We start from the raw sequence: 18,496 nt of genomic DNA on the forward strand, positions 1-18,496 counted from the left end.
GAATGGGTAAAGTCCTGGTCGTGACATCTGGCAAGGGAGGCGTCGGCAAGACCACGACGACCGCTGCGCTCGGCGCGGCACTTGCACAGGCAGGCGAAACGGTTGTCGTCGTCGATTTCGACGTGGGGCTCCGCAACCTTGATCTGGTCATGGGCGCCGAACGGCGTGTCGTCTTCGACCTGATCAACGTGATCCAGGGCGTGGCGAAGCTCTCGCAGGCGCTCATTCGCGACAAGCGGCTCGAGACGCTCTGGCTGTTGCCCGCCTCGCAGACGCGTGACAAGGACGCGCTGACCGAGGAAGGGGTCCGGCAGGTCATTGCCGAGCTGCGCGAGAGATTCGACTGGGTGATCTGCGACAGCCCGGCCGGCATCGAGCGCGGCGCCATCCTGGCCATGCGCTATGCCGATGCGGCGATCATCGTCACCAATCCTGAAGTGTCGTCGGTTCGCGATTCCGATCGCATCATCGGCATGCTCGATTCGAAAACCGAGCGGGCGGAAAACGGCAGCCGCATCGACAAGCATCTGCTCATCACGCGGTATGACGCGGGGCGTGCGCAGCGGGGCGAGATGCTCTCGATCGACGATGTGCTCGAAATTCTCTCCACACCGCTCCTCGGCATCATCCCGGAGAGCCAGGACGTCCTGCGCGCCTCCAATGTCGGCGCGCCGGTCACGCTCGCCAACCAGCTGAGCGGCGCCGGTCGTGCCTATGCCGAGGCTGCCAGAAGGCTCCAGGGCGAAAGTATCGCCATGACCGTCCCGAACCAGAAAAGGGGCCTGTTCGACAAACTCTTCGGACGGAGGGCTGCATGAACGTGTTCAAGTTCTTTCGCCGCGGGGGATCGGCGCCGGTGGCGCGCGAGCGCCTGCAGATCCTGCTCGCCCACGAGCGCAAGGCATCGGGCCAGCCCGATTTGCTGAACATCCTGCGCGAGGAAATCCTCGCCGTGGTCGCCAAGCACATATCGCTCGATCCGGACCGGGTGCGCATCAGCATGGACCGCGGTGATCCGGTTTCGGTCCTCGAGGTCGATATCGAGATCCCCAACAAATTCGATATGCCGAAATCCGGGGCGGCATAACGCGGGACGCGATTTTTCTGGCGCGAAGCTTCTTCGCGCCAGACACGCCAGGGCTGAGACTCAAATCGAACGCTTCCTGATTTCGGCCCCCGGCTGGTGCACCTCTGCGGGCGCATTTTCGTTCGCGGGCTTCGGTATCTCGCGCGGCCTGTGCTCGGGGCCGAGAAATTCAGGCAGCAGCCCGTCGGGTCTGCAAAGCGCGGAACAGCAACAGCATGGAACGTCCTCCTTATGTCGAGGTTCACAGTGCCTCGCGGAGGGAGGCGTCGCCACCGGTTCTTGCTCGCGCAGCCGGCGCCCATCAGGAAGCGCCGATTGCAGTTGTTCGAGGAGGCTGTAGATTTACTCTTCACGGATTGAAGAGGAGGCGCGGAATGGACCAATTCACCGGAGGGTGCTTGTGCGGCAAAGTCAGGTTCGTGGCATCGGGACGTCCATACCGCGTCGGCCTTTGCCATTGCCTCGACTGCCGCAAGCACCATGGCGCGCTTTTTCACGCCTCAGCGATTTTCCCTGAAGCGGCGGTGACGATCGAGGGTGAAACCCGCGACTATGCCGGCCGCCATTTCTGCCCGCGCTGCGGCTCGTCCGTATTCGCCCGCACCGGAGACGAGGTCGAAGTGAATCTGGGGTCACTGGACGCCCCTGATCAGCTGACGCCGACCTACGAGAGCTGGATCATCCGCCGCGAGTCCTGGCTGCCGATATTCCCGCTCACGCGGCGATATGAGCGCGACCGTGACCATTCGGGTCGCTTTGAAGGGTAGTCGCAGCGCTCGAGCGCAAACGACGAGATTGGCGTGGCTTAGGGGAAAGCGACCATCGGAAAGGTTCAGAAGTGGCTGGGGAACTAGGATTCGAACCTAGACTGGCGGAGTCAGAGTCCGCTGTCCTACCGTTAGACGATTCCCCAAGCATGAACCGGAATAGTCCGGGCGCTTCATAGCCCCGACCTCTCGACTGGTCAACACACAGCATGAAACTACCTGAAAACTGCCTCCGAGGTAACCTTCGCTCGACTCCTGGCCTGATCGCGATCGAATATTCCGGCAGGCTGGAAATAGGTCATTTTCCGGAAATCGTCGCAGGACGCAGCGACTTCTCCCTCCCCGCCTTGCGGGGAGGGTGGCGCGAGAGCGCCGGGTGGGGAGCTTAAGCCCTGAACTGCTTGAGCAGGCTCGAAATGCTGGTCTGCTTGTTGCCCGCATCCGCCGGCTGTTGCGGCGGCGGCGCGGCGGGTGTCTCGCCCGGGGTCAAAGGCGGCAGCGTACGGCGCAGCCGCGACTGGATGCCCTGCAGCTCGTTGGGCGTGATCGGCGGCGGGGTTGCGCCCGATGGCGCGAAGGCTGCCGCCGCCGGCTGGCGCAGAGGCGCCGTCGGCCGCTGCAGCGGATCGGGCATGGCGGGGGCAGGTGCCGGCTCCGGCTCGGTGGCGTAGGTGCCGAAGGACTGCTGGCGCCAGCGTGACACCACATCCTGCAGGAAGGTCTCGCTGGGGGCTTCCCTCGCCCAGCCTTCGGTGAAGGAGGCGGTGTTGCTCCTGGGCCACGCATGAGCCGGCAGCATGTCGAATTTGACGCGGGTCGGCAGCGCCACGCCTTCCCCGAATGTGATGGCGTCGCCGGTGCCCATGGTCGACATGAATTCGAGCAGGCTGCGCGCCGCATCGGAAATGCCGGCCTTCAGGATCTCCTGGTCGCGCTCATTGGAGAGGCGGAAGGAGAAGATCGTGCTGCACTGGGACAGGATGGTCGGGTCGAGCTCGGCCGGGCGCTGGGTGACGAGGCAGAGCGACACGCCGTATTTGCGGCCTTCCTTGGCGATGCGCGAGATCGCCCTTTTGGTCGGCTCGAAGCCCAAGGTGCGGTCGATCGGCACATAGCGGTGCGCTTCCTCGCACACGAAGGTGATCGGAATCTGGCCGCCGCTCCACAGGCCGAAATCGAAAGCGAGCCTGGCCAGCACCGAGACGACGACATTGATGATCTCGGAGGGCAGGCCGCCGAGCTCGAGGATCGAGATCGGCTTGCCGGCGACCGGAATGCGGAAGATGCGCGACAGGGTCTGCGCCATCGTGTCCTGGACGGTGAGATTGCCGAACATGAAGGCATAACGCGGATCGCGCGAGATCGTCTCGACGCGGGATTTCAGCCGCTTATAGGGGGCGAGCTCGCCTCTCAGATCGAGCTTGCCGATCTGCTCGTCGAGCAGCGCCAGAAGGTCGGAGGCGCGATAAGGCACCGGCGTGTCGACGCCGACATTGGTGCCGTCGAGATCGCGCTGGCGCAGCACATTCGACTTGTCCTTGCGCTGATTGTGCATGTAGCGCTGCTTGGCGATCGGGATCAGCTCGCGCAGGATCTCGATGTCAGCCTCGCGATGCGCCTGGGTGCCGATCAGGATCTCGACGATCTCCTCGAAATTGAGCAGCCAGAAGGGCAGCGTCATGTTTTCGGGCGTGATGACTTCCGACCATTCGTTGAACGACTGCTCATATTCGCGATGCACGTCGAGCAGCACGATATGGGCTTGCGGGTTCTTCTCGAGGATGCGCCGGAGGATCAGCGCCACCGAGCAGGACTTGCCGGTGCCGGTGGTGCCGAGCACGGCGAAATGCTTGCCCAGCAGCTCGTCGATCTTCACCATCGCCGGGATCGACGCATCCTGCTGGATATGGCCGATGCGGATGGCGGTATCGGTGTCGCAGGCATAGGCCTTGGAGAGTTCTTCCTTGCTCGCCCGGAACACCACATTGCCGAGCGAGGGATAGGTCGAGATGCCGCGCCGGAACGATTTCGGCCGGCCATGCTCGTCCTTCGGCAATTCGCCGATGAACTCGACCTCGATGATGCGCAGCTCCTGGTCGCTCTGGCCATGTGACGGCATCGGCGAGCTCAAGGCCGAGACCAGCGCCAGCGTGACGGAGGTCGACGTATCCACCTTGAGCAGCGTGCCGATCTCCGGGCAGTGGCTGGAGGAATGCTGGTCCTGGCCGTCGGCGGTGTCGAGCAGGATGATGGCGTGGCCGCCGGTCACCGCGACGATGCGCCCGATGCGGTCGACGCTGTCGATGGCGGGCGCCTTCGTCCGTGTCATTGCCTGAGCCTGGGCCGCTTGCATGGTGTCTCTTTCAATAACGCCGCTTGGCGCTTGGGGGTGGGATCTGGGTCAAATCATGCACGGGCAGGAACACATGCACGCGCGTGCCTTTGCCCTTTTCCGAATCGATGGTGAGGCTGCCGCCATGGAGCTTGGCCAGCGCCGCCGAGATCGGCAGGCCGAGGCCGGTGCCCTCATGCCGCTTGTTGAAGCCGGCATCCACTTGGCCGAAGGGGCGCATCGCGGTTTCGATGTCGGACACCGACATGCCACCGCCATTGTCGGTGATGGTGAGGCGCACGAAGCCGTTGCTGGCCGGGCTCGCATGGAAGGAGACGCGGCCTTTGTCGGGCGTGAACTTCACCGCATTGCCGAGGAGATTGATGAGGATCTGCTTGATGCGGAGCGGATCGGCATAGAGCCGGGGCATCTCGGGGTCGATCTCGCTCGCCACCATGATGTCCTTTTCCTTGGCCTTGGCCTCGACGATGAGGAGGCAGGACTGGACGATGGGGGTGATATCCATGGGCTCACGCTCGATCGTCATGGTGCCGGCCTGGATCTTGGTCACGTCCAGAATGCCGTTGATCAGCGCCAGAAGGTGGTCGGCCGCCTGCTTGATATAACCCGAATACTGGTTGACCCGCTTCGGTTCCGAGATGTTGAGGGTGCCCAGCATGTCAGAAAAGCCGATGATGGCGTTGAGCGGCGTCCTGAGCTCATGGCTCATATTGGCGATGAATTCCGACTTGGCCTTGGAGGCGAGCTCGGCCTCGACCTTGGCGGCATTGAGGGCGAGCGTCTGCTTCTGGCGGGTCACCGCCTGGCCGAAATGATCGGAATACTCCGCGATAAGGGAGTCGCTCCTGAACCATCTCGGGCCGAAAGTACGCATAACTGATTGCCTCTAAACGGCGGAAAATACGGCGCAAACGGATAATTTGCCGTTAACAAACAGTTCCGCTTTGTCGCTTTGTGGGCCGATCTTTGACTAGGCTGCCCAAGCTGTTAATCTGAAGCCAACATAAGGATTGCCGGTAAGGGCGGATTTCGGCGGAATTGACCGCCTGGAGAGCCGCCCGGGACCGGCGAAAGGTTTGACAGGTGGATGCCAGAAGCGGCGCGGGCGGGTCCCGGGCCCGGCGGCACGACAGCCCTCCCGGGAGCCATGGCTCCCCGAGGGGTGATCATCGTGGCTCGCCGAAACAGCGGCCGGAGCGGGGCGATGCCTTTTATGGCGCCCTCGATCTCGGCACGAATAATTGCCGGCTGTTGATCGCCGCGCCGAACCCGCAAGGTTTCGGCGTGGTCGATGCGTTTTCGCGCATCGTCCGGCTGGGCGAGGGGCTGACCGCCTCCGGCGCCTTGAGCGAGGCGGCGATGAAGCGCACCGTCGAGGCGCTGCGCATCTGTGCCAACAAGCTGACCTGGCACCGGGTCGTGCATCGTCGCCTGGTGGCGACGGAGGCCTGCCGCATGGCCGCCAATGGGGCGGAGTTCATCGCCAGGGTCAAGGACGAGGTCGGCCTCGAGCTCGAGATCATCGGGCGCGAGATGGAGGCGAAGCTCGCCGCCGTCGGCGCCGAGCCCTTGATGGAGGAGGGGGCGGCCGACGCTCTCGTCTTCGACATTGGCGGCGGCTCGACCGAACTGATGTGGCTCGACAACCGGAACGGCAGGCCCGAAATCGCCGCCTGGGTATCGCTGGCGGCCGGCGTGGTGACGGTGTCGGAGCGCTTCGGCGGCATCGAGGTCGACGCCAGGAACTACACGGCGATGCGCGAGTATCTGCGGCCGATGATCGGCGAATTCGCCGAGCGGGTGCGCCGGGGCATGGGCGGCGCGCTGCCGGCGCATCTTCTCGGCACCTCCGGCACGGTGACGACCATCGCCGGCGTGCAACTGGGCTTGCGGCGTTATGACCGCGCCCGGGTCGATGGCTGCTGGCTCGCCCGCGAGGAGATCGCCAGGGTCTGTCTCGAACTCCAGGCGATGAGTTATGCCGAGCGTATGGACAATGCCTGTATCGGGCGTGATCGCGCCGATCTCGTGCTTGCCGGCTGCGCCATTCTGGAAGAAATCTGCCATGCCTTTCCGACGCCGCGCGTCCGCGTCGCCGACCGGGGCCTGCGCGAAGGGATATTGACGTTGATGATGAAGACCGACGGCACATATGGGACCGACCCGGGGAGCTTGAAATGACGCGTCCGGGCGGCACCACGATCAAGAATTCCAGGCGCCTGAAGGTCAGGGTGAAGACCGGCAAGGGCCGCACCGTCTCGCAGAAGACCTGGCTCGAGCGCCAGTTGAACGACCCTTATGTCGCCGAAGCGCGCAAGCTCGGCTACCGCTCCCGCGCCGCCTTCAAATTGAGCGAGATCGACGACAAGTTCCGCTTTCTCAAGCCCGGCGGCCGGGTGGTCGATCTGGGCGCCGCACCCGGCGGCTGGTCGCAAGTGGCGGTTCAGCGGGTGAAGGCGACGGAAGGCAAGGGCAAGGTCATCGCCATCGACATGCATGGCATGGACCCCATTCCGGGTGTCGTCATCTTCCACAAGGATTTCTATGACGAGGACGCGCCGCAGCTCCTCATCGAGGCGCTGGGTGGTGAGAAGGCCGATGTGGTGATGTCCGACATGGCGGCGCATGCGACCGGCCATCGCCAGACCGATCACCTCAAGATCATGGCGCTCGCCGAAGCCGGTTTCGCTTTCGCCACCGACGTGCTCAAGCCCGGCGGCACCTTTCTCGCCAAGGTCCTGCGCGGCGGCACCGAGGGCGAGATGCTGAAGATGATGAAGCGGCATTTCGAGAGCGTCCGCCACGTGAAGCCCGACGCCAGCCGCAGCGACTCCGCCGAGCTCTTCGTGCTGGCCATGGGGTTCAGGCCAATCGACTAAGATTCCCCTCCCCCTTGTGGGGGCGAGGCGCGGCGGCGCAGCCGACAAAAAGGTCCAGTGGACCTTTTTGAGCGACGAGCGCCCACAAGGGGGAGGGGAAATCATTCTATTCGCCTCCTAAAGTGAAAGCGGGGCCATCACGGCCCCGCTTCCGTTAAAACCGCGACTTGAGATCAGTAGCGGTACGGGCTTCTGCACCGATGGCGATAGCCATCGTAACCGAGGAAAGAGTTGCTGCGCGGGTCGTAGGAGCGGTAGCGGTCGAGGCACCAGCGCACATGCGCGCCGCCGACCGGCGCGTAAACGGGGCGATAGGGCCGGTAGTAATAAGGGCCGCCGCCATAATAATAGGGGGCGATACCGAAGCCGAGCCCCAGACCGACGCCCGGGCCCCAATAACGCCGGCCGCCGCGCCAATAACGATTACGGTGGCCGCGCCAATAGCGCTTGCGGTGCGAGGCCGGCTGGATATTCGACTCCTGCGCCTTCTGGATCGCCGGGAGCGGTGCGCTGCCGGTCGCCACATTGGCGGCCTGGGCGCCGCCGAGGCTCAGAAAGCCCGCAACCGTAACCGCCGCCATGAATGCAAGGGGTTTGGAAATTTTCATAGAAAGCACTCCTTCGCCGTCGCGGCGCGCTTTCTGGCACCAATGCCGCGCGCCCGAATTCGTTCCTTCACGATGGGATCACGGCAGGGCCGGCCCATCGGTCCAGCACCGTTTTGCCTCCGGTTGGTGGACATCAGCTAAGACGGATGGCGGCCGGCACTTCCGTCGCTGTCGGATTTTTGCCCGTCATGGAACCTGACAGGAAGCGGGGCGGGAGGCCCCGCCGCCTGCTCGCGCGCATCAGTAATACGCCCGATGGTGGAAGCGCCAATGATCATGGCGATGATGAGCGAAGCGCCAATAGGCATAAGGCGCGTCATAGGGATCATCATAATAGCCATAATAATCGGGGCCATAGAAACCATAGGACGGGGTGATCCCGAACCCGCCCCAGCCGTGATCATGCCAGTGATGGCCGCCCCAGCCGCCATGATGGTGGCCGGCGATGAAGAAGCGGCCGCCGCCATGATCATGCGCTTCCGCCGTGCCCGCGGTGGCGAGGCCGAGTGATGCGGCGATTGTCGCCGCGAGGATTAAGGGTTTGTAATTCATGACAAAATCTCCATTTTTGACCGCGATGGGTCATGCTGGAGAAGTGGTGATCGGGGCCTTTGTTCCCACCTCAGCCGTGCATTGCAAGCAGGCCTCCAGCGCGATTTCTCCGCTTCCCGTTTCGCCGCTTGCTCCCAGGTGGAACTGGGTGTTATGAGCCCTCGCCAACCCAGAGTGAGTCTTACCGCACTTGCGAAGTGCTTTTACGGAGGTTGGCCAATGGCCAGGCGCCAGATCCCGGAATATTTGACTTTTGACGACGTGCTGATGAAGCCCGGCGCCTCTTCTGTTCTGCCGGCGGAAGTGCAGACCCGCACCCACATCACCCGCGACATCGCGCTGTCCATCCCGATCATCTCGGCGGCGATGGACACGGTGACAGAGGCGCGCCTCGCCATCGCCATGGCGCAGGCCGGTGGCCTGGGTGTCATCCACAAAAATCTCGAGCCCGATCAGCAGGCCGAGCAGGTCCGCCAGGTGAAACGCTTCGAATCCGGCATGGTGATCAACCCGATCACCATCCGCCCCGAAGCGACGCTCGCCGATCTGATGCGTTTGAAGGAGCAGCATCGTATCTCCGGCATTCCGGTCGTCGACGGCAAGGGCACGCTGGTCGGCATCGTCACCAACCGCGACGTGCGCTTCGCCACCGATGCGAAGATGAAAGTCGCCGAGCTGATGACCAAGGACAATCTGGTCACGGTGCGCGAAGGCGTCGATCGCGCCGAGGCGACGCGGCTCCTCAACAAATACAAGATCGAGAAGCTCATCGTCGTCGATGACAGCTACAAGTGTGTCGGCCTCATCACCGTCACCGACATGGAGAAGGCGGCGCACCATCCGCATGCCGCCAAGGACGAGCAGGGCCGCCTGCGTGTCGCCGCCGCCACCGGCACCGGCGACAAGGGCTATGCCCGCGCCGAGCTTCTCATCGATGCCGGCGTCGATCTCGTGGTCGTCGACACCGCCCATGGCCATTCGATCCATGTCATCGACCAGGTCAAGCGCATCAAGAAGCTCTCCAACAAGGTGCAGATCATCGCCGGCAATGTGGCCACCGCGGAAGCGACCGCAGCGCTCATCGATGCCGGCGCCGATGCGGTCAAGATCGGCATCGGCCCCGGCTCCATCTGCACCACCCGCGTGGTGGCGGGCGTCGGCGTGCCGCAGCTTTCGGCCATCATGGAATGCGCCGAGGCGGCCCAGAAAGCCGGTGTGCCGGTGATCGCCGATGGCGGCATCAAATATTCGGGCGACCTCGCCAAGGCGATCGCCGCCGGCGCCGGCGTCGCCATGATCGGCTCGCTGCTTGCCGGCACCGATGAAAGCCCGGGCGAGGTGTTCCTCTATCAGGGCCGCAGCTACAAATCCTATCGCGGCATGGGCTCGGTGGGCGCCATGGCGCGCGGCTCCGCCGACCGCTATTTCCAGCAGGAAGTGAAGGACTCACTCAAGCTCGTGCCGGAAGGCATCGAGGGTCAGGTGCCGCATAAGGGCCCGGTGTCGGCCGTGCTGCACCAGCTCGTCGGCGGTTTACGTGCCGCCATGGGTTATGTCGGCGCCGGCAGCATTCCCGATCTCCAGACGCGCGCCGAATTCATCCGCATCACCAATGCGGGCCTGCGCGAAAGCCACCCGCATGACGTGATGGTGACGCGCGAGGCGCCAAATTATCAGAGGCAGGGGTGATGAGCCTGCAGCAAGATCTCTTGCTGCCGGTATTCCTGCATGTGCTGATGACCATCGGGCTGGGCATCGCCTCGGCGATGGCGCGCCGGCCATAGTTTCGTTCATGTCGGGCGCAATCAGCTGGTCCGGCGTTTTTATGTGTTCACCGCCGGCGCCGTCGTCCTGACGGTCTACTGGCTGTGGCTGGCTTACAAGGTGTTTGTCTGATCATGCGTGAAGGTGGTCGAATATCGGCGGCGATCGAGGTTCTGGCGGAGATCGCATCGCGCCACCGCCCGGCGGCGGAAGCGTTGAAGGACTGGGGCAAGGCGCATCGTTTCGCCGGCGCCGGCGACCGTCACGCCATCGGCACGCTGGTTTATGACGTGCTGCGCCGGAAGAACTCGCTGGCGCGGCGGATGGGCAGCGATGAGCCCCGCGCGGTCGTGCTCGCCGCCCTGCACGACATCTGGAAGCGCTCGCCCGACGACATCGCACGCGCATCCGCGGAAGAGCATGGCCCGGGCCCGCTCACCGACGACGAGCGCGCGCTTCTGGCGGCGGCGCCGGCGGAAGAGGGGTCGGCTCATATTGCCGGCGACTATCCCGAATGGCTGAGCGCGTCGCTTTCCCGCGTCTTCGGCGACCGTGCCGCCGAGGAAGGCCGGGCGCTTGCCGAGCGCGCGCCGGTCGATCTGCGCGTCAACATTCTGAAGAGCGATCGCCCGAAGCTCCTCAAGGCGCTGGAGAAGTTCAATGCGGTGTCGGGGCCTCTGTCGCCCTGGTGCGTGCGCATCGCTTCGGCAGGTCCCGACAAGCGCAACCCGCATGTCGAGGCCGAGCCGGCGCATGGCAAGGGCTGGTTCGAGGTGCAGGACGCGGCCTCGCAATTGGCGGCCCTGATGTCGGGTGCCAAGGCCGGCGAGCAGGTGGCCGATATCTGCGCCGGCGCCGGCGGCAAGACCCTGGCGCTGGCGGCGCTGATGGGCAACAAGGGCCAGATCCACGCCTATGACAGCGACAAGCACCGCCTGCGTCCGATCTTCGAGCGGCTGCAGCGGGCGGGTGCGCGCAATGTTCAGGTATTGGGTTCGGATGAGTCCGTAAGACTCGATACTCTCGCGGGAAAAGTCGATTGCGTTTTGGTCGATGCGCCCTGTTCGGGGTCGGGCGCCTGGCGGCGCAACCCGGATTCGAAATGGCGCCTCACCGAAAGACAGCTCGATATCCGTCTCGGCGATCAGAAGGCTGTGCTGGAGCGCGGCGCCAAGCTGGTGAAAGCGGGCGGCCGGATGCTCTACATCACCTGCTCGGTATTGCCTGAGGAGAATGACGACCAGGTCGCCGCCTTCCTCGCGAGCCATCCCGATTTCACGCTTCAGCCCTATCGAGAGCACTGGCGTCAGGCGATCGGCACCGAGCCCCCGGAGTCCGCCGGCCAGGCCAAGGACACGCTGCTGCTCACTCCCCACAGCCACGCCACCGACGGTTTCTTCATGGCGCTCCTGAAAAAGAAGTCGTGATGATTTACCCTCCCCACAAGGGGGAGGGGAATCATCACTCACCCCCAGGCGAGCTTCTGCACATGGTCGCGGATATCCTCGGGCCATGATGCGCTCTGCTCGCCGAAGCGTGCCGCGTCGCCGGCGAAGAGCGCGCGTGACGCCTCCTCGAAACCTGACAGGTTTCCCGCCATCGCCGACATGAAGCGATAGGCGGCATCGCGCCGCGCGCTGGCTTCGCTCGCTCCCTGATCGGCGCGCCGTGCGTCATCGACGAGACGGCGCAGCGCATGCGAGGCGCCGCCGCGCTGGGTGCCGAGCCATTCCCAATGGCGCGGCAAGAGCGTGACCTCGCGCGCGATGACGCCGAGCTTCGGCCGGCCAGGCCCGCGCGGCGCCTCGCTTTCCATCTCGTCGGGGCCTTGCGGAAACCGCTCGTCCAGCCGCGCGGCGATCTCGTCGCGACCACCTCGAAGATCGAGATCGACCACCGCGCCCGTCGCGTCGTTGAATGTGAGGACGGGGGCCTCCGGATCCATGGCGAGCGCGGCTTTGACCGCCAGTGCCACATCGAGGATTGCCCCGCCGGCGAGGCGATGGGGACCGGTGAAAGCGGTGAAGGAGAGGGCAGGCATATGAAAACTCCGAAAATCAAACTTCACCTGAATTACCCGGGTAAAATAGTTTCGTCAATATCATCCGGGTAAAATAAAAATCAGTATTTTTGACTTAGTCCATTGTCACGAATATAGCCTATGCTATATCTGAGCTATGGATGACCAGGCAGCAACCTCGATCGACCGTTTGATGGGATGGAGCCGCGACCGCGGCGAGGCGTCCTTGAGCGATGTTCATCGCAGCATTCCCGTTCACGCCAACGCTTCGACATGGCGGCGCGCCATGGCTTTCGTCGGGCCGGGCTATCTTGTTTCCGTCGGTTACATGGACCCCGGCAACTGGGCCACCTCGATCGCCGGCGGTGCCCAATTCGGCTACACGCTGCTCGTCATCGCGCTGATGTCCAACATCATGGCGATCATCCTGCAGTCGCTCTGCGCCCGCCTCGCCATCGCCTCCGGCCGAGATCTCGCGCAAGCCTGCCGCGACGCGTTCCCGAAACCCGTCGCCTGGATTCTGTGGCTCTTCGCCGAGATCGCCATCATCGCCACCGACATCGCCGAGGTGGTGGGCACCGCCATCGGCCTCAATCTGCTGTTCGGCATTCCGCTCGAGATCGGCGTCGTCATCACCGCCCTCGACGTCTTCCTCATCCTCTATCTGCAGAAGCTCGGTTTCCGCTGGATCGAGGCTTTCATCATCGTGCTTCTCGGCGTGATCGCGGTGTGTTTCGCGGTGCAGATCGCCATGGCGGATCCGGAATGGGGCGCGGTCATCAAGGGCTTCGCGCCGACCACCGAGATCGTCACCAACCCGGCGATGCTGTATCTGGCGCTCGGCATCATCGGCGCCACCGTGATGCCGCATAATCTCTATCTCCATTCGGGCGTGGTGCAGACGCGCGCCTATGGCCGCTCCGACCCCGAGAAGCGCGAGGCGCTGAAATTCGCCACCATCGACTCGACCGTCGCCTTGATGTTCGCGCTTCTCGTCAATGCCTCGATCCTGATCCTCGCGGCAGCGACCTTCAACAAGACCGGCAATGCGCAAGTGGCCGAACTGGGTGACGCCCATTCGATGCTGGCGCCGTTGCTCGGCTCCATGCTGGCGCCCAAGCTTTTCGCCATTGCGCTTTTATGCTGCGGCCTCAATTCGACGGTGACGGCGACGCTCGCCGGCCAGATCGTCATGGAAGGGTTCCTGCGCATCAAACTGCCGCCCTGGCTGCGCCGCCTCATCACCCGCATGTTCGCCATCATCCCGGCGGCGGCGGTGACGATCCTCTATGGCGAGAGCGGCACCGGCATGCTGCTCATCCTGAGTCAGGTGATCCTCGCCTTCCAGCTGCCCTTCGCCATCGTGCCTTTGGTGATGTTCACCCGCGACCGCGCCAAGATGGGAGCCCTGGTGGCCCCTGCCTGGCTCACCGTCGTGTCGGCGGTCATCGCCGCCATCATTATCGCGCTCAATATGAAGATGCTTTACGACATTATGGTCGGCGCTTGAGGCCCTCACCCTGAGGCGCTCGCCGCAGGCGAGCCTCGAAGGGTGGCGAGCGGCAAGTCCGTGCACCTGGATCATGCTTCGAGGCTCGCTTCGCTCGCACCTCAGCATGAGGGTTTTGTCAGCCGCGCTTCAAACCATCGGCGATCTTTTCCGCCATCATGATCGTCGGCAGGTTGGTATTGGCGCACGGGATCGTCGGCATGATCGAGGCATCGCTGATATAGAGCCCGTCGAGCTTGCGCACCTTGCCGCGCGCATCGGTCACTGCGAGCTTGTCGCTCTCCGGTCCCATGCGGCAGGTGCAGGTCGGATGCCACACACCGCCGACCGTCTCCGAAATATAGGCTTCGAGCTCGGCGCGGTTGCCGGCGAGACGCTTGGGATCGTTGAAGTTCGACAGCATATGCGGGAAGGCCTTGTCGCGATATTTGCCGATCATGTCGAGGCCCAGCGCGCCGATGCCGGTGACCACCGCGCCGAGCCGCGACTGCGTCGAGAAGAGCTTGCCGAATTCCGACATGCCGCCGGCATAGAGGCCCGACACGACCGATGACAGGCGCGGATCGGTGCCGAGGCTGACGGCGCGCTCGAAGGCATCCGCCAGCCGCACCAGATCGCGCCGGTCCGAGAGCAGGCGGAAGTCGATGCGCGGCGGACCGTCGGGCGCTGCGGGATCGAGCAGCAGCTGGCCTTTCGAATAGGATTTGTTGACCCAGAAGAACAACGCGCCGAGCTGGCCGCCGACGGAATGCCAGGCGGCGCGGGTGACGAAATTCATATGCATGTCGCCCGGCGCACAGCCTTCGACGCCCGACGAGAAGCGGTAGCCGATCGGGATGTGGTAATCGAGCGGTCCTTTCTGGCGCGCCGACGGTTTCAGGAACGGCACCAGGCCGGAGGAAGGATGCTCCATCAGATTCTGGCCCACCCCCGGCAGATCCTGCACCGTTTCGATGCCGCAATCGCCGAGATGCGGCGCCGGCCCGACCCCTGAGCGCATCAGGATCGCCGGCGTCGCCAGCGCCCCGGCGCAGACGACGACACGGTGCGCTGCGAGTTTTTCCTGCACATTGCCGCGCCGGGCGATGACCCCTTTGGCCCGGCCTTCGGAGATGAGAAGACGTGACACCGTCGTCTCGGTGCGGATCTCCAGATTAGGCCTGCGTCGCACTTCCGGCGTCAGATAAGCCCAGGCGGTGCTGACGCGCCGTTTCTGCTCGTCCATATTGACGGCCATCTCGAAGATGCCGTCCTCCCATTTGCCGTTCTGGTCGGGCAGGAAGGGAATGCCACGCTCGGCGCACAGCGCCAGCATCGCATGGGTGAACGGCGTCCAGATTTCCGCACCGCGCCGCCTGATCGGAAAAGGCCCCGTCTTGCCATGCAGCTCGTCGTCGATATCGAGGTCGCGCTCGAGCTTCTTGAAATAGGGCAGGCATTCCGCAAACGACCAGCCTTCGACGCCGAGGTCGCGCCATTCGTCATAATCATGCGGCGAGCCGCGATTGGCGCCGATACCGTTGATCGCCGACCCGCCGCCCAAGAGGCGCGCCTGCTCATAACGTTTGGCGCGGGCCTCCGGCTGGTTTGAGCCTTGATAAGGCCCCGACGCCTTGAGGTCCTTCCAGGTATAGCGCGGATTGGAATAGGCGATGCCCGGATAGGAGCTGGCGAGGTCAGGGAAATCCTCCGGCCGCACCGCGTCCATGCCCGCTTCCAGCAGGATCACTTTGACGGCCGGATTTTCGGAGAGCCGCGCCGCCACGATGCAGCCCGACGATCCGCCGCCCACGATGATGTAATCGACCTCGCCTGCACTCATATTGCTGTTCCTTGTGTTCCGAGCGCCGCATCGTCGGCGCCGCAGATCAGGGTGCTGATACGTTCATGGGGCGCCAGCCTGATCTTGCCGAGGCGCAGAGCGGCGATCGCCGCCGCCGCTGAGAGATCGGCGCGGATCGCGAGCTCGGCCAGGATCCAGCGCGCCGCGTCGATGAGATGTTCGTCCTCGACGAGGACGATCTCCTCCACATGTTTGGCGACGATGTCGTAGATCAAGGGTGCCGTCATGCCGCAGGACATGGTGGCGACACGTGTCCATTGGCGCTCGAGCCGGACCGGGCCGCCGGCCGCGAGCGCCGCATGCAGCGTCGGGCTGCCGACGGGTTCGATGCCGATGATACGCGCTTTCGGGTTGCGCGCATGGACGACGGTGGCGAGGCTGGCGATCAGCCCACCGCCGCCGATCGCAACCAGATAGACGTCAGCCTCGGGAACGGCGCTGAGCATTTCGAGCGCCACGGTTCCCTGGCCGATGACGACGTCGGGATCCTTGAACGGGTGGAAATAGATGGCGCCTTTGCTCTCCGCATGATCGCGCGCCGCGGCGTCCGCATCATCCCATGTCTCGCCCACGACATGCACCGTCGCATCCCACCCGGCGAGCGCCCTGATCTTGGCCGGCGAGGCGTTGGGCGGCAGATAGATGGTGGTGGGGACCTGGGCGATGAGGCCGGCGCGCGCCACCGCCATGCCGTGATTGCCGCCCGAAGCAGTGACGATCCCGTTCTGCAAGGACTCGCGCGGCGTGGTGAGGAGGCGGTTGATGGCGCCGCGCGCCTTGAACGCGCCCGTCACCTGAAGATTCTCGAGCTTGAGGAACAGCCGGTTGGCCACCGGGCGGTTGCGGACCTGGGCGAGCTCGATCATCGGCGTCGGGCGGATATGGCCGGCGATGCGCGCCGCGGCCGCTTCGACGGCCGCGAGGGTGATGGCGGATGTGGTCATGGCAGGGACACCGGCCGGCCGGTCCGCGCCGCCTCATCGCAGGCGAACAGCACGCGGTGCATCTCGAAGGCCGCGTTGAAGCCCGAATAGGGCATCGGCTCGTCATGCCGCAGATTGGCGAGGATGCGCTCGAACATCGGCCTGAACATGTCCGGCGTGACCGTGCCCGCATCGTTGATCGAGCGCGTCGCCAGCTGCTGCCAGCCCTTGGTGTCGAGGCCGGGCAGCATGACGCGGCTCATGATCTTCGTATCGATCAGGGTGCCTTCCGACCCGATCAGCGTGTTGCGCCAATAATAGGGATTGAGGCTGTCGAGGCAGGACGTGACCTTGCCGAGCCGGCCGTCTGCGAAGCGGATGAGATTGACCTGGGTGGTAGGATATTCGAAATCCGCAAAATCGGGCGCGGCGGTTTTGGTGGCGAAGGCTTCGACCTCGGCCACTTTCACACCCTTCATCACCAGCATCAGCATCATGAGGGGATGGCACCCGCAGAACAGCATGGAGGAGCGGCCGATCTTCCGGGTGCGGGCCCACCAATGCTGCGGCACCCACGGACCGATGCCGTTGTAATAGTCGATCTCGGCCAGATGCACGCGGCCGAGCCAGCCTTTGTCGACCGCTTCGATCGTCGCCTGGAGCTGGCCGTAGTGGAATTCCTGGAAGCCGACGAAAGCCCGCACACCGGAACTGTCGACCGCGCGCCGCACCGCCAGGAGATCCTCGGGCGTCAGGCAGATCGGCTTCTCGACGATGAAATGTTTGCCGTGTTTCGCCGCGGCGATCGCTTCCGCCGCATGTGTGTCATGCAGCGTGCAGATCGAGACGAAGTCGCAGCCGCTTTCCGCGAGCATGCGTTCATAGTCGGAATAGACCGGCACATGCGGACCGCAGACATTTGCGATGTCAGTGGCTTCGACGTCAGGGCGCAGTGAATAGACGCCCGTAATAATCGCGCCCGGCATGGTCGCCCAGGTCTCGGCATGGCAGCGGCCGGCCTGGCCGAAGCCCGCTAGGGCGACCCGGAGCGGGTGGTTCACGTCGATAGCAGGCATCAGGCTTTTCCGGTGACCGCGAGGACCCGTTCGCTGGCGGGATCGTAGAGACGCGCCGCGGCGCTGTCGAAGGTCGCATCGAGACGGGCGCCGACGGGCGCGGTGAAGCCGGCGGGCGCCACGACGCGGATTTTCCCGCCATCGGGCCCGTCGCAGATCACGATGGCTTCATTGCCGAGCTGCTCGATCGCATAGACGGTCAAGGGCAGGGCTGAAGCGCCCGCCTCGGTCAGCCGCATCAGATGCGGCCGGATGCCGAGAATGACTTCCTTCTGCGGCGCCGCATTTGCGAATTCGCCTTTGATCTCCATCTTGAGCGACGGATTGGTGAGCCACAGCCTGCCATCCGCCTTTTCAAGCGCGCCTTTGAGGAAATTCATCGGCGGCACCCCGACGAAGCCGGCGACGAACAGGGTGGCAGGCCGGTTATAGATGTCGGTCGGCGTGCCGATCTGCTCCAGCCGGCCCTTGCGCATCACGCCGATGCGGTCGCCCATCGTCATCGCCTCGACCTGGTCATGGGTGACGAAGATCATCGTGGTGCGGATGCGTTTCTGCAGATTGACGAGCTCGGCGCGCAGCGACAGCCGCAGCGAGGCATCGAGCGCCGACAGCGGTTCATCGAGGAGGAATCCGGCAGGCTCGCGCACGATCGCCTTGGCGGTGGCGACGCGCTGGCGCTCGCCGCCCGACAGCTGCGACGGCATCTTGTCGAGAAGGCGCGTCACATCCACCGTCTCGGCGGCATGGGCGATGCGCGCATTGATCTCCTGCTTGGATAACCCTGAGCGCTTCAGGCTCATATAGATATTGTCGCGCGCGGAGAGATGCGGATAGAGCAGCGACGACTGGAACACCATCGCGATATTGCGCTGATGCGGCGAGTGGCTGGTCACGTCGGCGCCGTCGAACAGGATTTTCCCCGATGTCGGCTCGGTCAGCCCGGCGATCATGTTCATCGTCGTCGACTTGCCGCAGCCTGACGGCCCGAGCAGCACCAGGAGCTCGCCATCCTCGATGGTCATGTCGAGATTCTCGACGGCGTGGTGGCTGCCATAGGTCTTGACGATGTTATGCAGGTCGATGCGGGCCATAGGCGGGAAGGCTCCTTGAC

General features: G+C 64.3%; 17 protein-coding genes and 1 tRNA gene. 8 read left to right on the top strand and 10 right to left on the bottom strand.

Annotation, left to right across the window (positions count from 1 at the left end; all coding sequences use genetic code 11):
* Positions 1-2 precede the first annotated feature (2 nt).
* The 3 genes from minD to JHL16_RS05305 all read left to right on the top strand — a co-directional run bounded on the left by minD (position 3) and on the right by JHL16_RS05305 (position 1,854).
* The gene (gene minD, locus JHL16_RS05295) at positions 3-818 is read left to right on the top strand and encodes a septum site-determining protein MinD (protein ID WP_200183846.1); all 816 of its coding nucleotides are present in this window, start codon (positions 3-5) and stop codon (positions 816-818) included.
* Positions 815-1,087, top strand: coding sequence for a cell division topological specificity factor MinE (gene minE / locus JHL16_RS05300; protein ID WP_200183847.1), 273 nt, complete (start codon positions 815-817; stop codon positions 1,085-1,087). Before minD ends, minE begins: the two co-directional genes overlap by 4 nt.
* A gap of 374 nt (positions 1,088-1,461) precedes the next feature.
* Positions 1,462-1,854: a GFA family protein gene (locus JHL16_RS05305; protein ID WP_200183848.1), complete on the top strand. Its 393-nt coding sequence runs from the start codon at positions 1,462-1,464 to the stop codon at positions 1,852-1,854.
* Positions 1,855-1,926: 72 nt separating this feature from the next.
* Here the strand turns inward: JHL16_RS05305 and JHL16_RS05310 are convergent.
* The 3 genes from JHL16_RS05310 to JHL16_RS05320 form a co-directional block, all read right to left on the bottom strand.
* Positions 1,927-2,000: transfer RNA gene (locus tag JHL16_RS05310), tRNA-Gln, on the bottom strand.
* Between the two features lie 239 nt (positions 2,001-2,239).
* On the bottom strand, positions 2,240-4,183 hold the full coding sequence (locus tag JHL16_RS05315) for an ATP-binding protein (RefSeq protein WP_200183849.1): 1,944 nt from the start codon (positions 4,181-4,183) through the stop codon (positions 2,240-2,242).
* A gap of 34 nt (positions 4,184-4,217) precedes the next feature.
* On the bottom strand, positions 4,218-5,081 hold the full coding sequence (locus JHL16_RS05320; RefSeq protein ID WP_200183850.1) for a sensor histidine kinase: 864 nt from the start codon (positions 5,079-5,081) through the stop codon (positions 4,218-4,220).
* Positions 5,082-5,458: 377 nt separating this feature from the next.
* Here JHL16_RS05320 and JHL16_RS05325 point away from each other — a divergent pair, with 377 nt between their 5' ends.
* Both JHL16_RS05325 and JHL16_RS05330 read left to right on the top strand, forming a co-directional pair.
* The gene (locus JHL16_RS05325) at positions 5,459-6,388 is read left to right on the top strand and encodes a Ppx/GppA phosphatase family protein (RefSeq protein WP_246770810.1); all 930 of its coding nucleotides are present in this window, start codon (positions 5,459-5,461) and stop codon (positions 6,386-6,388) included.
* Positions 6,385-7,086, top strand: a complete 702-nt coding sequence (locus JHL16_RS05330; RefSeq protein WP_200183852.1) for an RlmE family RNA methyltransferase — start codon at positions 6,385-6,387, stop codon at positions 7,084-7,086. The genes JHL16_RS05325 and JHL16_RS05330 overlap by 4 nt, the downstream gene beginning before the upstream one ends.
* 173 nt (positions 7,087-7,259) lie before the next feature.
* On the opposite strand, the gene JHL16_RS05335 is transcribed toward JHL16_RS05330, so the two are convergent.
* A complete protein-coding gene (locus JHL16_RS05335) occupies positions 7,260-7,694 on the bottom strand; it encodes a BA14K family protein (RefSeq protein ID WP_246770811.1) in 435 nt (144 codons plus the stop codon).
* Positions 7,695-7,934: 240 nt separating this feature from the next.
* Positions 7,935-8,246, bottom strand: coding sequence for a hypothetical protein (locus tag JHL16_RS05340; RefSeq protein ID WP_200183853.1), 312 nt, complete (start codon positions 8,244-8,246; stop codon positions 7,935-7,937).
* Positions 8,247-8,465: 219 nt separating this feature from the next.
* Here JHL16_RS05340 and guaB point away from each other — a divergent pair, with 219 nt between their 5' ends.
* Together guaB and JHL16_RS05350 are read left to right on the top strand one after the other, a co-directional pair.
* The gene (guaB, locus tag JHL16_RS05345) at positions 8,466-9,935 is read left to right on the top strand and encodes an IMP dehydrogenase (RefSeq protein WP_200183854.1); all 1,470 of its coding nucleotides are present in this window, start codon (positions 8,466-8,468) and stop codon (positions 9,933-9,935) included.
* Between the two features lie 209 nt (positions 9,936-10,144).
* A complete protein-coding gene (locus tag JHL16_RS05350) occupies positions 10,145-11,437 on the top strand; it encodes an RsmB/NOP family class I SAM-dependent RNA methyltransferase (RefSeq protein ID WP_200183855.1) in 1,293 nt (430 codons plus the stop codon).
* A 38-nt stretch (positions 11,438-11,475) separates the two neighbouring features.
* On the opposite strand, the gene JHL16_RS05355 is transcribed toward JHL16_RS05350, so the two are convergent.
* The gene (locus JHL16_RS05355) at positions 11,476-12,051 is read right to left on the bottom strand and encodes a DUF2239 family protein (protein WP_200183856.1); all 576 of its coding nucleotides are present in this window, start codon (positions 12,049-12,051) and stop codon (positions 11,476-11,478) included.
* 172 nt (positions 12,052-12,223) lie between these two features.
* Here JHL16_RS05355 and JHL16_RS05360 point away from each other — a divergent pair, with 172 nt between their 5' ends.
* Positions 12,224-13,540, top strand: coding sequence for an Nramp family divalent metal transporter (locus tag JHL16_RS05360; RefSeq protein ID WP_420884525.1), 1,317 nt, complete (start codon positions 12,224-12,226; stop codon positions 13,538-13,540).
* A 118-nt stretch (positions 13,541-13,658) separates the two neighbouring features.
* On the opposite strand, the gene JHL16_RS05365 is transcribed toward JHL16_RS05360, so the two are convergent.
* Genes JHL16_RS05365 through JHL16_RS05380 form a run of 4 tightly spaced genes read right to left on the bottom strand, consistent with a single transcriptional unit; the run spans position 13,659 to position 18,476 of the window.
* The gene (locus JHL16_RS05365; RefSeq protein ID WP_200183857.1) at positions 13,659-15,362 is read right to left on the bottom strand and encodes a GMC family oxidoreductase; all 1,704 of its coding nucleotides are present in this window, start codon (positions 15,360-15,362) and stop codon (positions 13,659-13,661) included.
* Positions 15,359-16,327: a threonine ammonia-lyase gene (locus JHL16_RS05370; protein ID WP_210345954.1), complete on the bottom strand. Its 969-nt coding sequence runs from the start codon at positions 16,325-16,327 to the stop codon at positions 15,359-15,361. The genes JHL16_RS05365 and JHL16_RS05370 overlap by 4 nt, the downstream gene beginning before the upstream one ends.
* Entirely contained in the window at positions 16,324-17,382 is a 1,059-nt protein-coding gene (locus JHL16_RS05375) for a Gfo/Idh/MocA family protein (RefSeq protein ID WP_200183858.1), read from the bottom strand. Before JHL16_RS05375 ends, JHL16_RS05370 begins: the two co-directional genes overlap by 4 nt.
* A complete protein-coding gene (locus tag JHL16_RS05380) occupies positions 17,382-18,476 on the bottom strand; it encodes an ABC transporter ATP-binding protein (RefSeq protein WP_200183859.1) in 1,095 nt (364 codons plus the stop codon). The genes JHL16_RS05375 and JHL16_RS05380 overlap by 1 nt, the downstream gene beginning before the upstream one ends.
* Positions 18,477-18,496: the final 20 nt, after the last annotated feature.

The sequence above is a fragment of the Taklimakanibacter albus genome (assembly GCF_016595235.1).
GTDB lineage: Bacteria > Pseudomonadota > Alphaproteobacteria > Rhizobiales > Aestuariivirgaceae > Taklimakanibacter > Taklimakanibacter albus.

Bases quoted from the DNA above. Each gene is read 5' to 3' on its own strand.
- minE (WP_200183847.1), top strand. From the start codon at position 815: ATGAACGTGTTCAAGTTCTTTCGCCGCGGGGGATCGGCGCCGGTGGCG.
- JHL16_RS05350 (WP_200183855.1), top strand. From the start codon at position 10,145: ATGCGTGAAGGTGGTCGAATATCGGCGGCGATCGAGGTTCTGGCGGAG.
- JHL16_RS05340 (WP_200183853.1), bottom strand. From the start codon at position 8,246: ATGAATTACAAACCCTTAATCCTCGCGGCGACAATCGCCGCATCACTC.
- JHL16_RS05315 (WP_200183849.1), bottom strand. From the start codon at position 4,183: ATGACACGGACGAAGGCGCCCGCCATCGACAGCGTCGACCGCATCGGG.
- JHL16_RS05320 (WP_200183850.1), bottom strand. From the start codon at position 5,081: ATGCGTACTTTCGGCCCGAGATGGTTCAGGAGCGACTCCCTTATCGCG.
- JHL16_RS05335 (WP_246770811.1), bottom strand. From the start codon at position 7,694: ATGAAAATTTCCAAACCCCTTGCATTCATGGCGGCGGTTACGGTTGCG.
- JHL16_RS05360 (WP_420884525.1), top strand. From the start codon at position 12,224: ATGGGATGGAGCCGCGACCGCGGCGAGGCGTCCTTGAGCGATGTTCAT.
- JHL16_RS05370 (WP_210345954.1), bottom strand. From the start codon at position 16,327: ATGACCACATCCGCCATCACCCTCGCGGCCGTCGAAGCGGCCGCGGCG.
- JHL16_RS05355 (WP_200183856.1), bottom strand. From the start codon at position 12,051: ATGCCTGCCCTCTCCTTCACCGCTTTCACCGGTCCCCATCGCCTCGCC.
- JHL16_RS05305 (WP_200183848.1), top strand. From the start codon at position 1,462: ATGGACCAATTCACCGGAGGGTGCTTGTGCGGCAAAGTCAGGTTCGTG.
- guaB (WP_200183854.1), top strand. From the start codon at position 8,466: ATGGCCAGGCGCCAGATCCCGGAATATTTGACTTTTGACGACGTGCTG.
- minD (WP_200183846.1), top strand. From the start codon at position 3: ATGGGTAAAGTCCTGGTCGTGACATCTGGCAAGGGAGGCGTCGGCAAG.
- JHL16_RS05375 (WP_200183858.1), bottom strand. From the start codon at position 17,382: ATGCCTGCTATCGACGTGAACCACCCGCTCCGGGTCGCCCTAGCGGGC.
- JHL16_RS05380 (WP_200183859.1), bottom strand. From the start codon at position 18,476: ATGGCCCGCATCGACCTGCATAACATCGTCAAGACCTATGGCAGCCAC.
- JHL16_RS05365 (WP_200183857.1), bottom strand. From the start codon at position 15,362: ATGAGTGCAGGCGAGGTCGATTACATCATCGTGGGCGGCGGATCGTCG.
- JHL16_RS05330 (WP_200183852.1), top strand. From the start codon at position 6,385: ATGACGCGTCCGGGCGGCACCACGATCAAGAATTCCAGGCGCCTGAAG.